The organism is Pseudoxanthomonas sp. F37 (assembly GCF_022965755.1).
Taxonomy (GTDB): domain Bacteria; phylum Pseudomonadota; class Gammaproteobacteria; order Xanthomonadales; family Xanthomonadaceae; genus Pseudoxanthomonas_A.
On the sequence record NZ_CP095187.1, the window covers coordinates 2,212,007 to 2,226,371 of the forward strand.

The window sequence follows — 14,365 nt, forward strand, 5'->3', positions numbered from 1 at the left end:
CATGCCCGGCGCGAACTCGCGCGGATCCGACACCATGAAGAAGAACCCGTCCCGCACCGCCGCCCTGCCCTTCGAGATCGTCGCCACGCGCGAACATCCGCTGGGCATGCCGGCCGAGCGCTTCCTGCGCGACTACTGGCACAAGCGGCCGCTGCTGATCCGCAATGCCTTCCCCGGCTTCGAAACGCCCGTGCAGCCGGAAGACCTGGCCGGCCTGGCCTGCGAAGAGGGCGTGCTGGCGCGGATGATCAGCCTGGATCGTGCGACCGGGGCCTGGGACGTGCGCACCGGCCCGTTCCAGGAAGAGGATTTCCCCGGCCTGCCCGACCATGACTGGACCTTGCTGGTGCAGGACGTGGACAAATGGGACCCCGACGTGCGCGCGCTGCTGGCGCAGTTCCGTTTCCTGCCGCGCTGGCGGGTGGACGACATCATGATCAGCTTCGCGGCCACCGGCGGCTCGGTGGGCGCCCATGTAGACCACTACGACGTGTTCCTGCTGCAGGCGCAGGGCGAGCGCCGCTGGATGATCGATGCCAGCGTGGCGCTGGGGCGGCCGGCGCCGGACCTGGCCTTCCAGGAGGACGTGGCGATCAAGCTGCTGCAGCGGTTCGAACCGACCCACGAATGGGTGCTGTCGCCGGGGGACATGCTGTACCTGCCGCCGCTGGTTCCGCACCATGGCGTGGCGGAGAACCCGTGCCTGACCTTCTCGGTGGGCATGCGCGCGCCGTCGTCGGCGGAACTGATCGCCGACTACCTGGACACGCTGGTCGCCGACGCCGACGAGGCCGTGCGCTACCACGATGAGGACCTCAGCACGCCCCAGGACCCCTACGAGATCGACGCGCGCGCGATGGAACGCGCGGTGGAAGCCCTGAATGCCCTGAGGATGAACGACCCGGACCGGCTGGGCGACTGGTTCGGCCGCTTCATCACCACCTACCGGGCGTCCGGCGACGTGATGCCGGGCCCGGACGCGCCCTCGCGCATCGAACTGGAATGGGACCTGCAGCAGGGCGCCCGCCTGCTCCGCCACCCCTTCTCGCGGTTCGCCTGGCGCCGCCGCCGCACGCAGGCCACGCTGTTCTGCAGTGGCGTGGACCACGTGATGCCGGTGAAGGACGCCCGCGTGCTGGCAGCCGCCGAGTCGCTCGACGGCCAGGCCTACGCCTCGCTCAGCGATGCCGGCCGCGACGCCGTCATGGCACTGGCCGCGCAGGGCCACTACCAGCTCGCCCTCGACGATGACGACCCGAACCTCGGGGACGCGCAGTCATGAGCGCGGGGGACTATCGCGTCGAGGCGGTCGACTACACCGCCGCACTGGACGATCTCCGCCGGGTCCGCGAGGCCGTATTCGTGGAGGAACAGGGCGTTCCGCGCGACCTCGAACGGGATGCGCTGGACCCGCTGTGCCACCACGTGATCGCCCGCGAGGCCGGCGGGCAGGCCATCGGCACCGCCAGGCTCACCCCCGATCATCGGATCGGACGCATGGCCGTACTGTCGGCCTGGCGCGGCCGGGGCGTGGGACAGGCCCTGCTGCTGGCCCTGCTGGCCGAGGCCCGCCGACGCCATTGGCCGGCCGTATCCCTGCATGCCCAGGTCGGGGCCGAAGGGTTCTATGCCCGCCAGGGCTTCCTTCCCGAGGGCGAGCGCTTTCTCGAAGCCGGCATCGAGCACCAGGGCATGCGCCGGGTGCTGGGCGGCACGGCCACCATCGCCCACCGGGCCGAAGCCGTCGCCATCACCACGGCCGTCATCGTGCAGGCCCGTCGCTCGCTGTCGATCTACAGCCGCGCCCTGGATCCCGGACTGTGGGACGCCCCGCCGGTGGTGGGGGCGCTACGCCGGTTCGCCACGCACCGGACCGGCGTGCAGGTCCAGGTCCTGCTGCAGGACGCAGCCGCACCCCAGCACGCACTGGCGCCACTGATCGGCCTGGCCCAGCGCCTGCCCAGCGTGTTCGCGTTCCGCGAAGTGCAGGATCCGGTGGACCTGCCCTACGCCGCGGCCTTCGTCGCCAACGACGACCACGGCTACTACTACCGGCCGCTGGGCCACCGCTTCGATGGCGAGGCCGGCCTGGAACACGCCGGGCGCGCACGCCAGCTGCGCGAAGAGTTCACCCAGATGTGGGAACGCGCGCGTCCGGTCTCCGAATACCGCGCGCTTGGCCTGTGATGGCGGGTCCCGCGGCGCCGGCAGCCTGCGCCTTTAGTCCAATCCGGTTACGCCCCGTTCCCGGCATGGGGGTATAATTTCTGGGTTTTCGTCCATGTCGCCGAGACATTGCGTGACATGGACCGCAAGCGCCCCTCGACTACCCCACTGCACGCCATCGCCATCGTGGACAATCTCCTGAAGCAGTTCGCGCAATCCTCGCAACTCAATGGCGGCAACGCCTCCTACGTCGAAGACCTGTACGAGCAGTACCTCGTCGCCCCGGACAGCGTGGGGCCCAAGTGGAAGGCGTACTTCGACGGCTTCAAGGGTCGCGAGGCCGGTGACGTCCCCCACTCGGTGGTCATCCAGCAGATCACCGACGCCGCCCGCCAGGCCGCCAACAACGGCCATGTGGTGGCCGGCGGCGGCGACGAGCGCGAGCGCAACATCGGCCGCCTGATCACCGCCTACCGCTCGCGCGGCCACCTGGGCGCCCAACTGGACCCGCTGGGCCTGACCCCGCCGGTCAACCCGCCGGACCTGGAGCTGGCCTTCCACAACCTCTCCGAGCGCGATCTGGATAGCGAGTTCAGCACCGGCAACGTCGGTGGCCATGCGCGCATGAAGCTGCGCGACCTGCTGGCCCGCCTGAAGGCCACCTACACCGGCCCGATCGGCGTGGAATTCATGCACATCCCCGAGGTGGAGCAGCGCCAGTGGCTGTACCAGCGCCTGGAAACGGCCGGGGGCCAGTTCGGCCTGTCGGACGAGGCCAAGCGCCGCACCCTCGAGCGCCTGACCGCCGCCGAGGGCCTGGAGCGCTACCTGCACACCAAGTACGTGGGCCAGAAGCGCTTTTCGCTGGAAGGCGGCGACGCACTCATCCCGCTGCTGGACACGACCATCCGGCGCGCCGGCGAGGGCGGCGTGAAGGACATCGTGATCGGCATGGCCCACCGCGGCCGCCTGAACGTGCTGGTCAACACGCTGGGCAAGAACCCGCGCAAGCTGTTCGACGAGTTCGAGGGCAAGTTCGAGCACGACAACACGCTGGCGCACGCCGGCGACGTGAAATACCACATGGGTTTCTCGGCCGACATCGCCACCCCGGGCGGCCCGGTGCACCTGGCGCTGGCCTTCAATCCGTCGCATCTGGAAATCGTCGACCCGGTGGTGGCCGGCAGCGCCCGTTCGCGCCAGGAGCGCCGCAACGACACCGCCCGCCAGGCCGTGCTGCCGGTCATCATGCACGGCGATGCCGCCTTCGCCGGCCAGGGCGTGGTGATGGAACTGTTCCAGATGTCGCAGGCGCGCGGCTTCGCCGTGGGCGGCACGCTGCACATCGTCATCAACAACCAGATCGGCTTCACCACCAGCAACAAGGAAGACGCGCGCTCCACCCTGTACTGCACCGACGTGGCCAAGATGGTCGGCGCACCGGTCTTCCACGTGAATGGCGACGATCCGGAAGCGGTGGTCTTCGTGGCGCAGCTGGCCTACGACTTCCGCCAGCAGTTCAAGAAGGACGTGGTGATCGACCTGGTGTGCTACCGCCGCCACGGCCACAACGAAGCCGATGAGCCGGCGGCGACGCAGCCGGTGATGTACCAGACCATCCGCAAGCACGCCACCGCGCGCGAGATGTACGCTGCCAGGCTGGAAGAGGCGGGCGTGATTCCCGCCGACGGCGGCAAGGCGCTGGCCGACGAGTTCCGCAACAAGCTCGACTCGGGCGATTACACCACCGAACTGGCCAAGCAGAAGAGCGACGAGCTGGCGATCGACTGGTCGCGCTACGTGTCCGGCAAGCTCAGCGATCCGGTCGACACCAAGGTCAAGCGCAAGGCGCTGGATGCGCTGGCCAGCATCATCACCACCATCCCGGCCGGCGTGGTACTGCACCCGCGCGTGGCCAAGATCTACGAAGACCGCGTGAAGATGGCCGCCGGCGAACTGCCGGGCGACTGGGGCTTCGCCGAGAACCTGGCCTACGCCACCCTGCTGGCCGAAGGCCACGGCCTGCGCCTGGTAGGCCAGGATGCCGGCCGCGGCACCTTCTTCCACCGTCACGCGATCCTGCACGACCAGAAGACCGACAGCTACTACCTGCCGCTGCGCCAGCTGGTGGAGCAGCCCGAGCAGGCCACCGTCATCGACTCGCTGCTCAGCGAGGAAGCGGTGATGGCGTTCGAGTACGGCTTCTCCACCACCGATCCCAACACCCTGTGCATCTGGGAAGCGCAGTTCGGCGATTTCGCCAACGGCGCGCAGGTGGTGATCGACCAGTTCATCGCCGCCGGCGAGGCCAAGTGGGGTCGCATCAGCGGCCTGACCCTGCTGCTGCCGCATGGCTACGAGGGCCAGGGCCCCGAGCACAGCTCGGCGCGCCTGGAGCGCTTCCTGCAGCTGTGCGCGCTGGAGAACATGCTGGTCTGCGTGCCCACCACGCCGGCCCAGGCCTACCACATGCTGCGCCGCCAGATGCGCATGACCACGCGCAAGCCGCTGGTGGTGATGACGCCCAAGTCGCTGCTGCGCCACAAGCTGGCGGTATCCACGCTGGACGAGCTGGCCAACGGCGAGTTCCAGCACCTCATCCCGGACGCGGCCGCCGATGCGAAGAAGGTCAAGCGCGTCATCGCGTGTTCCGGCAAGGTCTACTACGACCTGCTGGAGGACGCGCAGAAGCGCGGCCAGGACGACGTGGCCATCCTGCGCGTCGAGCAGCTGTACCCGTTCCCGCGCGAACAACTGACCGCCGAACTGAAGCGCTACGGCAAGGCCACCGAGGTCGTCTGGTGCCAGGAAGAGCCGCAGAACCAGGGCGCGTGGTACCAGATCAAGCATCACCTGCAGGCCTGCCTGGCCGACAGGCAGACGCTGCACTACGCGGGCCGCCCGCGCTCGCCCTCGCCCGCCGCCGGCCATTTCGCCGAGCACGTGGAGGAGCAGCTGAAGCTGGTCGCCGACGCGCTGGTCAACAAGCTCGGCGCCGACCACGTCGCCGAATAAGCCCGCCCATTTCCAACGAACAACAACACCACCAGGACGCCCCATCCCATGGCCACTGAAGTCAAAGTTCCGGTTCTTCCCGAGTCCGTCTCCGACGCCACCATCGCCGCCTGGCACAAGAAGGTGGGCGACGCGGTCAAGCGCGACGAGAACCTGATGGACCTGGAAACCGACAAGGTCGTGCTGGAAGTGCCCTCGCCCGTCGACGGCGTGCTGAAGGAAATCAAGTTCAAGGAAGGCGACACGGTGACCAGCCAGCAGCTGCTGGCGATCATCGAGGAAGGCGCGGCTGCCGCAGCCCCCGCCCCCGCCGCGGAGGAAAAGAAGCCGGCCGCCGGCGCCCAGGAAGTGCAGCCCAAGGCCGAAGCCGCCAAGGCCGACGCCGCTGCCCCGGCCAGCACCAAGCCCGCGCCGGCCGGCGCCGACGCGCTGCCCCCGGGCGCCCGCTTCACCGCCATCACCCAGGGCATCGACCCGGCGAACGTGGAAGGTACCGGCCGCCGCGGCGCCGTGACCAAGGAAGACCTGGTCAACTACGCCAGCGGCAAGACCGCCGGCGTGTCCGGTGGTGCGCGTCCTGAGGAGCGCGTGCCGATGACCCGCATCCGCACCCGCATCGCCGAGCGCCTGATGCAGTCCAAGAACTCCATCGCCATGCTGACCTCGTTCAACGAGGTCAACCTGGCCAAGGTCATGGAGATGCGCAAGGAGCTGCAGGACGACTTCGTGAAGGCCAACGGCATCAAGCTGGGCTTCATGAGCTTCTTCGCCAAGGCCGCCGCCAACGCACTGCAGCGCCATCCGGTCGTCAACGCCTCGGTCGACGGCAACGACATCATCTACCACGGCTACGCCGACATCTCGATCGCCGTGTCCACCGACAAGGGCCTGGTCACGCCGGTCCTGCGCAATGTCGAGCGCATGGGCTTTGGCGACATCGAGAAGGGCATCGCCGAGTACGCCAAGAAGGCGCGCGACGGCAAGCTGGGCCTGGAGGACCTGCAGGGCGGCACCTTCACCATCACCAACGGCGGCACCTTCGGCTCGCTGATGTCCACGCCCATCGTCAATCCGCCGCAGAGCGCCATCCTGGGCATGCACGCCATCAAGGAGCGCGCCATCGTCGAGAACGGCCAGGTGGTCGCGGCGCCGATGATGTACATCGCGCTGTCCTACGACCACCGCATCATCGACGGCAAGGACGCGGTGCTGTTCCTGGTGGACATCAAGAACCAGCTCGAGAATCCGCACCGCATGCTGCTGGGCATGTGAGAGCCGTGATTGGTGATTGGGGGCAGGTGATTCGCAACAGCGTTTCACCGCCCCACCCTTTCGAATCACGAATCACTTATCACTAATCACGTGAGCGAATGAAATGAGCGAACAATTCGACGTCGTCGTCATCGGTGCCGGCCCGGCCGGCTACCACGCCGCCATCCGCGCCGCGCAGCTGGGCATGAAGGTCGCGTGCATCGACGCCGCGCTGGGCAAGGACGGCAAGCCGGCGCTGGGCGGCACCTGCCTGCGCGTCGGTTGCGTGCCCTCCAAGGCGCTGCTGGATTCCTCGCGCCAGTACTGGAACATGGGCCACCTGTTCGGCGAGCACGGCATCACCTTCAAGGACGCGAAGATCGATGTCGGCGCCATGGTCGGCCGCAAGGACAAGATCGTGAAGCAGTTCACCGGCGGCATCGCGATGCTGTTCAAGGCGAACAAGATCACCCCGTACTACGGCTTCGGCCAGCTGCAGCCCGGCAATGTCGTCAAGGTGAAGCAGCATGACGGCAGCGAGGTCGAGCTGAAGGGCACCAACGTCGTCATCGCCGCCGGTTCGGATTCGATCGAACTGCCTTTCGCCAAGTTCGACGGCGAGACCATCGTCGACAACGTCGGCGCGCTGGACTTCACCGAAGTGCCCAAGCGCCTGGCCGTGATCGGCGCCGGCGTGATCGGCCTGGAGCTGGGCAGCGTGTGGAAGCGCCTGGGCGCCGAGGTCGTGATCCTGGAAGCGCTGCCGGAGTTCCTGGCCGCCGCCGACACCGAGATCGCCAAGGTCGCGGCGAAGGAATTCAAGAAGCAGGGCCTGGACATCCGCCTGGGCGCCAAGGTCAGCAAGACCGAAGTCACCGGCAAGGGCAAGAAGAAGGAAGTCGTGGTCACCTACAGCGACGCCGAAGGCGAGAAGACGCTGACGGTGGACAAGCTGCTGGTCGCCGTGGGCCGCAAGGCCGCCAGCAAGGGCCTGCTGGCGGACGGCACCGGCGTGAAGCTGACCGAGCGCGGGCAGATCGAAGTCGACGACCACTGCCACACCGGCGTGGATGGCGTGTGGGCGGTCGGCGACTGCGTGCGCGGCCCGATGCTGGCGCACAAGGGCTTCGAGGAAGGCATCGCCGTGGCGGAACTGATCGCCGGCCTGCCGGGCCACGTCAATTTCGACACCGTGCCGTGGGTCATCTACACCGAACCGGAGATCGCCTGGGTCGGCAAGACCGAGCAGCAGCTCAAGGCCGAGGGCGTGCCGTACAAGGTGGGCACCTTCCCGTTCGCCGCCATCGCCCGTGCGGTGGCCATGGGCGAGCCGGCTGGCCTGGTGAAGGTGATCGCCCACGAGGAAACCGACCTGATCCTGGGCCTGCACGCCGTGGGCGTGGGCGTCTCGGAACTGGTGCACGAAGGCGTGATCGCGATGGAGTTCAAGGGCTCGGCCGACGACCTGGCCCGCATCTGCCATGCGCACCCCACCCTGTCGGAAGCCATCCACGACGCCGCGATGTCGGTGCACAAGCGTTCCATCCACAAGGCCAACTGAGGCCGTGATGGGTGATGCGTGACGGGTGATTCGCTACAGCGAACACCGCACGGACCCCACCATCACGGCGCAGACGCCGGGCACCTGCCCGGCGTCTGCTTTTCACCCCTCACGCGTCCCCATCACCGCCATGAAGAGCATCTGCGTCTACTGCGGCTCCAACGCCGGCAGCAAGCCCGCCTACACCGAACGCGCGATCGCCCTGGGCGACCGCATCGCGAAGGAAGGCTTGCGCCTGGTCTACGGCGGCGGCAACGTCGGGCTGATGGGCATCGTGGCGGACGCCGTGCTCGCCGCGGGCGGCGAGGTGGTGGGCGTGATTCCCGAACAGTTGGTCGGCTGGGAAGTGGCGCACAAGGGCGTCACCCGGTTGGAAGTGGTCGCCAACATGCACGAGCGCAAGAAGCGCATGTTCGACCTCTCCGACGCCTTCGTCGCCCTGCCCGGCGGTTTCGGCACGCTGGACGAGATGTTCGAGATGCTGACCTGGCGCCAGCTCGGCATCGGCGACAAGCCCTGCGCCTTCCTGGATGTGGACGGGTTCTACGCGCCGCTGATGGGCATGATCGACCGCATGGTGGAGGAACGCTTCCTGCACCCGGAACAGCGCAACGACCTGTGGCACGGCGACGACCTCGATGCCATGGTCGCCTGGATGCGCGCCTATACCCCGGCGCAGGCGGACAAGTGGATGGATGAGAAGCGGCGGAAGTCGCTGCGCTGAGACCACCCCGTCGTCCCAGCGAACGCTGGGACCCATCTTGCTCTTGCGGCCTCCATCAGGGCGCTCACGGCCAACGCTGGGACCCATCTGCTCCTGGCGGCATCCGGGCCCTCATGGGAAATGGATTCCAGCGTGCGCTGGAATGACGAGCCGGAGCGGATCACACACTAGGACTCCTTCCGTCGTCCCAGCGAACGCTGGGACCCATCTTGCTCTTGCGGCCTCCATCGCGGCGCTCACGGCCCATGGATTCCAGCTTGCGCTGGAATGACGGGCCGGAGCGGATCACACGCCAGGACTCCCCCCGTCGTCCCAGCGAACGCTGGGACCCATCTTGCTCTTGCGGCCTCCATCAGGGCGCTCACGGCCAACGCTGGGACCCATAAGCTCCTGGCGGCATCCGGGCCCTCATGGGAAATGGATTCCAGCTTGCGCTGGAATGACGAGCCGGAGCACATCACACGCCAGGACTCCCCTCCGTCGTCCCAGCGAACGCTGGGACCCATCTTGCTCTTGCGGCCTCCATCACGGCGCTCACGGCCAATGGATTCCAGCTTGCGCTGGAATGACGAGCCGGAGCACATCACACGCCAGGACCCCCTCCGTCGTCCCAGCGAACGCTGGGACCCATCTTGCTCTTGCAGCCTCCATCGCGGCGCTCACGGCCAATGGATTCCAGCTTGCGCTGGAATGACGGGGTCGGGAGGATCACGCCAGGACTCCCCTCCGTCGTCCCAGCGAACGCTGGGACCCATCTTGCTCTTGCGGCCTCCATCGCGGCGCTCACCGCCAATGGATTCCAGCTTGCGCTGGAATGACGGGGCTGACGGCATCCAGGCCCTCATGGGAAATGGATTCCAGCGTGCGCTGGAATGACGGGGTTCGGTCTATAGTCCACCGACAACACCCAGGACCGGCAACGGAGAGCCTGCATGCCCCGGGAACGGATTCCCTGTGTCTATATCCTGGCCAGCCAGCCACGAGGCACCCTCTATGTCGGCGTAACGTCCGACCTCCCAGCACGCATCTGGCAGCACAAGCACGATCAGGCCGATGGCTTCACCCGACGCTATGGCATCCATACTTTGGTCTGGTATGAAGTCCACGCACGGATGGAATCTGCGATCCTGCGCGAGAAGGCACTGAAAGCTTGGAAACGGCTATGGAAAATCCAACTGATCGAGGATGCGAACCCAACGTGGCGCGACCGGTACCCGGACATCCTTTGAGACGATAGAGACACAACGACGATGACACTCCCCTCCTTCACCGCCTTCCGCATCCACAACGACGAGGCCGGTTACCGCAGCGGCATCGAATCCATCGCCCTGGACGCGTTGAATCCCGGCGAAGTGGTCATCAAGACCGCCTACTCGTCGGTCAACTACAAGGACGCGCTGGCTGGCACGGGCGAAGGCAAGATCCTGCGCCGGTTCCCGCTGGTGGGCGGTATCGACGTGGCGGGGCATGTGGTGGCCTCCACCGATCCGGCATTCAAGGAAGGCGATGCCGTGCTCGTCACCGGCTGTGGCCTCAGCGAGACCCGCGATGGCGGGTATGCGGAATACGCGCGGCTGGAGGCCCGGTGGGTCATTCCGCTCCCCACCGGCCTGACGCTGCGCGAGAGCATGATCCTGGGCACCGCCGGCTTCACCGCCGCGCTGGCCCTGTTCCGCCTGTGCGAGAACCGGCAGGCGCCGGACCTGGGGCCCTTGGCGGTCACCGGGGCCACGGGCGGTGTGGGGTCGCTGGCGGTGGACATCTTCAGCAGGGCCGGGTTCGAGGTGCATGCCATCAGCGGCAAGCCGGACAATGCCGGCTATCTGACCTCCCTCGGCGCGCGCAAGGTCCTGCCACGCGATGCGCTGGCCACCACCCGCCCGATGGAAACCGCCCGCTTCGGCGGCGGCCTGGACAACGTCGGTGGCCCCATGCTGGCCAGCCTGCTGGCGCAGACCGTCCCCTACGGCAACGTGGCCACCGCCGGACTGGCCGCCAGCGCGGACCTGCCGACCACCGTGATGCCCTTCATCATCCGCGGGGTATCCCTGCTGGGCGTGGCCTCCGCCGGCACCGCCCGCGACATCCGCGACACGGTGTGGCAGCGGCTGGCCAGCGACTGGAAGCCCGCGCACCTGGACACCATCTGCACCCGGGAAACCACGCTGGAGGGCCTGCCCGAGGTATTCCGGACCATGCTGGCCGGCGGCTCCTTCGGTCGCACGCTGGTGCGAATGGGATGAACGGCAGCCGCGGCACGACGGGCGTCACCGCCTGACCGCCTTTGCCATTTGTCTTGTCCCGAACACGCTCTACAATCGACGCCGGGGACAACTTGGGGAACTCCATGGCAAAGATTCTGATCGTCGACGATTCACCCTCGCAGTTGCTGGGCATCCAGCGCATCGTCGAGAAACTGGGGCACGAATCCATCACCGCCGAGGACGGCGCCGCGGGCGTGGAAGTCGCCAAGCGCGAGCTGCCGGACATGGTGCTGATGGACGTGGTGATGCCCAACCTCAACGGGTTCCAGGCCACCCGCACGCTGAGCCGCGAGGCCACCACCAAGCACATCCCGGTGATCCTGGTGACCACCAAGGACCAGGACACCGACCGCATGTGGGGCCTGCGCCAGGGGGCCAAGGCCTACCTGACCAAGCCGTTCTCGGAAGACGAACTGGCCGAGGTCATCGAACGCATCTTCAACGCCCGCGAACTGCCCTCGCCCCCCTCGGCCTGACAGACAGCCCGCGCGGTACGCACGAAGAGCAGGCCCCGGCCTGCTCTCTGCGTTTGTGGCCCTTCAACGCGGCGCGACGTAGCCACCCCGCACACCGCGCGGCGACAGCACCAGTTGCCACAGTTGCGAACGACGGCTGCGGAAGGTGGCCATCGACGCGCCCAGGTAGAACCGCCACATGCGGCGGAAGCGCGTATCGTAGCGCGCGTCCAGCCGGTCCCAGGCGGCCTCCACGTTGGTGCGCCAGGCCTGCAGCGTGCGGTCGTAGTCGGCGCCGAAACCATGCCAGTCCTCCAGGACGAACCGCCCCTCCAGCGCGTGGGTGATCTGCGCCGCCGACGGCAGCATCGAGTTGGGGAAGATGTAGCGCGCGATCCAGGGATCGGTCCGCTGCACCGAGCGGTTGGTGCCGATGGTGTGCAGCAGGAACAGACCATCGGCGGGCAGGCAACGGCGGATCACGTCGAAGAACGTGGCGTAGTTCTTCACCCCCACATGCTCGAACATGCCCAGCGAGAACGCGGCGTCGAACCGCTCGTCCAGGTCGCGGTAGTCCTGCAGGCGGATCTCGATGGGCAGCCCGGCGCAGAGGCGGCGCGCGTAATCGGCCTGCTCGGCCGAAATGGTCACGCCGACCCCGCTGATCCGGTAACGTTCGGCGGCGAACTTCAAGGCCTCGCCCCAACCGCATCCCACGTCGACCACCCGCATGCCCGGGGCCAGCCGCAGCTTCCTGCACACCAGATCCAGCTTGGCTTCCTGCGCGGCATCCAGATCCTGCGCATTCGGCCAATAGGCGCAGCTGTACACCAGGCGGCGACCCAGCATGGCCGCGTACAGGTCGTTGCCCAGATCGTAATGGCGCCGTCCCACCTCACCGCTGCGACGGCGCGACTGCAGGTTGGTCAGGCGGGCGCGGAGCGCATCGAAGAGTTCGCCGGCCCCGTGCACCCGCTCGTCCAGGCGCGCATCGAGCAGGCGGGACAGCAGGCCGTCCAGCGCCTCGGCGTCCCACCATCCGTCCATGTAGCTCTCGCCCAGACCCAGCGAACCCTGACCCAGCACGCGTGCGTACACGCGGGGATCGCGGACCTGGAAATCCCATGGCCGGTCGCCACCGACCCGCACATCCGCCTCGGCCAACAGGGATCGCATCCTGTGCTCGAAGCGGACATGCGGCATGGCGGACTCAGCGGGCGAACAGCCCCGCGTACTCCGGCGCGATGTGGGGCAGCAGGACGGCGGCAGGCACGTCGACGGTCTGCGTGCCATCCGCGTAGGGGCCCACCTGGTAAGGCGGGAACACGAAGCGCAATGCGCCGATGCGGCCGGCCGCGTCCAGCACGGGCACGAACTCGCTGAAATTGCCGGCATCGGGCTGGGTGCCTTCGTCGATCATCCGGAACGTGCTCTTGATCAGCGCCGCCCGGTCGGCCGCGGGCAGTTCGTCCTCGTCCGCCCGCGTCACCACGGCCGTGTGCAACTGCTCGCGCACGTAGTCGCTGATGGCCTGCCACCCCTTGGCGTCGGGCACCAGCGCGGCCGACGTCAGGCGTGCGTCCTGCTGCGGCAGCCACACGAACCTCGCGATCAGCGGCTGGCCATGCGCGCCGCCGGTGTAGCGGCTGCCGTCGGCGGCGATCGCGACGATCTGCGGCGTATCCACCACCTGCTCGAACGCCAGCGACAACTCGTACGGCGCGCTGGGCTTGTCGTTGCCGAAGGCCTCGACCGCCTGCATCAACTCGGCCCGCTCGGCGGCGGCGTAATCGGACAGAGCCTTCGCCAGGCCGGGGTAGCGATTGGCCGATGCCGGAAAACTGATGCCGACCACATAACGGTCGGTCGTTTCGATGACGTCCTTCAGCGCCACCGGAGCGGCCGGCGCATCGGCCGCCGGTGACGATGCGGCGGGGGGCTGCGCCGAGGGCGCGGCGGGGGCGGATTCGCGCTTGCATGCCGCCAGGGAGGCGGCGACCCACAGGGCCAGGCAGGCGGTCCGCAGGAGAGGGGGGACTTGCTGGGGGACACTTCGGGCTCCTTCCGCGTGTGATGGCCGTCATTCTAGGGCGCGCCACCGGCCTCCTCCAGCGGGTTCAGCCCTCGACCAGATCGGCGTACTCGGGATGCCGCCGGACGTAGGCGGCGGAGTACGAGCACGCCGGCACCACCGGCCAGCCCCGGGCGCGCGCCAGATCCAGCGCGGCCTTCACCAGAAGGCCGGCGACACCCCGGCCACCGATGGCATCGGGCACGCCGGTGTGGTCGATGACCATCCGGCCGTCACGCAGCGAGTACAGCAGTTCGGCCTCATGGCCTTCCACCCGGGTATGGAAGCGGCGGGTGTCGGGGTCGTGATGCACATCCAGGGTGAGCGGGTCGTGGGTCATGGGATCTCCGTGGCAGCGGACTCACGGGCATTGTGACCCAATGCCCAGGGTGGACCGGGCAAAACTGACGCGGCGCGTCACATTCATGCTTGTGAAAGGACGCTTCGCAGACCTGAAACGTGATGGATTTGGCGGAATGCACGTTGGCACGATTGCTGCGTGGACAGGCTCATAGACTTCACGTGGGAGTTCCGCCATGAGCCTGATCGAAGCACTGCCCGACGTCGCCAGCGCCAGCGATTTCACCCTGCTGGAAGGCCTGTACCAGCTCACCGTCACCGGCCATACCAGCGACTGGGAATTCGAGCGCCTGAACAACGCCGTGTACGAACGCCTGCTGTCCACCTATTCCAGTGCCGAAGTCGGCAGCGTGCACGCCGTGCACTCGCTGATGGACTGACCGCAAGAGGCTTCTTTCAATCGGGTGCTCCGGCGCGGCGCAGGGGTCCGCCTTCGGGCGCGACTGCCGCGCCGGAGTCCCGTCCCTCCGTGGCCCTGCCGGAGGGTCCATCGGCGTC

At 67.8% G+C, this 14,365-nt stretch carries 12 protein-coding genes and 1 pseudogene; 10 read left to right on the forward strand and 3 right to left on the reverse strand.

Going from position 1 to position 14,365, the window contains the following annotated elements:
- Positions 1-34 precede the first annotated feature (34 nt).
- The 9 genes and pseudogenes from MUU77_RS10210 to pilH form a co-directional block, all read left to right on the forward strand.
- Positions 35-1,270, forward strand: a pseudogene (locus MUU77_RS10210) (cupin domain-containing protein); the annotation flags it as partial.
- Between the two features lie 8 nt (positions 1,271-1,278).
- A complete protein-coding gene (locus MUU77_RS10215; RefSeq protein ID WP_245086277.1) occupies positions 1,279-2,187 on the forward strand; it encodes a GNAT family N-acetyltransferase in 909 nt (302 codons plus the stop codon).
- A gap of 165 nt (positions 2,188-2,352) precedes the next feature.
- Positions 2,353-5,181 (forward strand): 2-oxoglutarate dehydrogenase E1 component, encoded by a 2,829-nt coding sequence (locus MUU77_RS10220; RefSeq protein ID WP_345779075.1) that lies wholly within the window; start codon positions 2,353-2,355, stop codon positions 5,179-5,181.
- A 48-nt stretch (positions 5,182-5,229) separates the two neighbouring features.
- The gene (gene sucB, locus MUU77_RS10225) at positions 5,230-6,453 is read left to right on the forward strand and encodes a dihydrolipoyllysine-residue succinyltransferase (RefSeq protein WP_245086283.1); all 1,224 of its coding nucleotides are present in this window, start codon (positions 5,230-5,232) and stop codon (positions 6,451-6,453) included.
- Between the two features lie 103 nt (positions 6,454-6,556).
- Positions 6,557-7,993 carry a dihydrolipoyl dehydrogenase gene (gene lpdA / locus MUU77_RS10230; RefSeq protein WP_245086286.1) on the forward strand — a complete coding sequence of 479 codons (1,437 nt, stop codon included), beginning with the start codon at positions 6,557-6,559 and terminating at the stop codon, positions 7,991-7,993.
- 130 nt (positions 7,994-8,123) lie between these two features.
- Entirely contained in the window at positions 8,124-8,717 is a 594-nt protein-coding gene (locus tag MUU77_RS10235; protein ID WP_245086289.1) for a TIGR00730 family Rossman fold protein, read from the forward strand.
- Between the two features lie 932 nt (positions 8,718-9,649).
- A complete protein-coding gene (locus MUU77_RS10240) occupies positions 9,650-9,946 on the forward strand; it encodes a GIY-YIG nuclease family protein (protein WP_245086292.1) in 297 nt (98 codons plus the stop codon).
- A gap of 21 nt (positions 9,947-9,967) precedes the next feature.
- On the forward strand, positions 9,968-10,960 hold the full coding sequence (locus MUU77_RS10245; protein WP_245086295.1) for a YhdH/YhfP family quinone oxidoreductase: 993 nt from the start codon (positions 9,968-9,970) through the stop codon (positions 10,958-10,960).
- 104 nt (positions 10,961-11,064) lie between these two features.
- Positions 11,065-11,457 (forward strand): twitching motility response regulator PilH, encoded by a 393-nt coding sequence (gene pilH / locus MUU77_RS10250; RefSeq protein ID WP_093297747.1) that lies wholly within the window; start codon positions 11,065-11,067, stop codon positions 11,455-11,457.
- Positions 11,458-11,520: 63 nt separating this feature from the next.
- Here the strand turns inward: pilH and cfa are convergent, their stop codons facing one another.
- The 3 genes from cfa to MUU77_RS10265 form a co-directional block, all read right to left on the reverse strand.
- Positions 11,521-12,639, reverse strand: a complete 1,119-nt coding sequence (cfa, locus tag MUU77_RS10255; RefSeq protein WP_245086298.1) for a cyclopropane fatty acyl phospholipid synthase — start codon at positions 12,637-12,639, stop codon at positions 11,521-11,523.
- Between the two features lie 7 nt (positions 12,640-12,646).
- Positions 12,647-13,462, reverse strand: a complete 816-nt coding sequence (locus MUU77_RS10260; protein ID WP_245094384.1) for a DUF3298 and DUF4163 domain-containing protein — start codon at positions 13,460-13,462, stop codon at positions 12,647-12,649.
- 91 nt (positions 13,463-13,553) lie between these two features.
- Entirely contained in the window at positions 13,554-13,847 is a 294-nt protein-coding gene (locus MUU77_RS10265) for a GNAT family N-acetyltransferase (RefSeq protein ID WP_245086301.1), read from the reverse strand.
- Between the two features lie 196 nt (positions 13,848-14,043).
- On the opposite strand from MUU77_RS10265, the gene MUU77_RS10270 reads away from it, so the two are divergent.
- The gene (locus MUU77_RS10270; protein ID WP_245086304.1) at positions 14,044-14,247 is read left to right on the forward strand and encodes a hypothetical protein; all 204 of its coding nucleotides are present in this window, start codon (positions 14,044-14,046) and stop codon (positions 14,245-14,247) included.
- The last annotated feature ends 118 nt before the right edge of the window (positions 14,248-14,365 follow it).

What these genes read in the sequence shown, in the direction of transcription:
- MUU77_RS10215 (WP_245086277.1), top strand. Translation starts at nt 1,279, where the DNA reads ATGAGCGCGGGGGACTATCGCGTCGAGGCGGTCGACTACACCGCCGCA.
- MUU77_RS10270 (WP_245086304.1), top strand. Translation starts at nt 14,044, where the DNA reads ATGAGCCTGATCGAAGCACTGCCCGACGTCGCCAGCGCCAGCGATTTC.
- sucB (WP_245086283.1), top strand. Translation starts at nt 5,230, where the DNA reads ATGGCCACTGAAGTCAAAGTTCCGGTTCTTCCCGAGTCCGTCTCCGAC.
- MUU77_RS10240 (WP_245086292.1), top strand. Translation starts at nt 9,650, where the DNA reads ATGCCCCGGGAACGGATTCCCTGTGTCTATATCCTGGCCAGCCAGCCA.
- pilH (WP_093297747.1), top strand. Translation starts at nt 11,065, where the DNA reads ATGGCAAAGATTCTGATCGTCGACGATTCACCCTCGCAGTTGCTGGGC.
- MUU77_RS10245 (WP_245086295.1), top strand. Translation starts at nt 9,968, where the DNA reads ATGACACTCCCCTCCTTCACCGCCTTCCGCATCCACAACGACGAGGCC.
- lpdA (WP_245086286.1), top strand. Translation starts at nt 6,557, where the DNA reads ATGAGCGAACAATTCGACGTCGTCGTCATCGGTGCCGGCCCGGCCGGC.
- MUU77_RS10265 (WP_245086301.1), bottom strand. Translation starts at nt 13,847, where the DNA reads ATGACCCACGACCCGCTCACCCTGGATGTGCATCACGACCCCGACACC.
- cfa (WP_245086298.1), bottom strand. Translation starts at nt 12,639, where the DNA reads ATGCCGCATGTCCGCTTCGAGCACAGGATGCGATCCCTGTTGGCCGAG.
- MUU77_RS10235 (WP_245086289.1), top strand. Translation starts at nt 8,124, where the DNA reads ATGAAGAGCATCTGCGTCTACTGCGGCTCCAACGCCGGCAGCAAGCCC.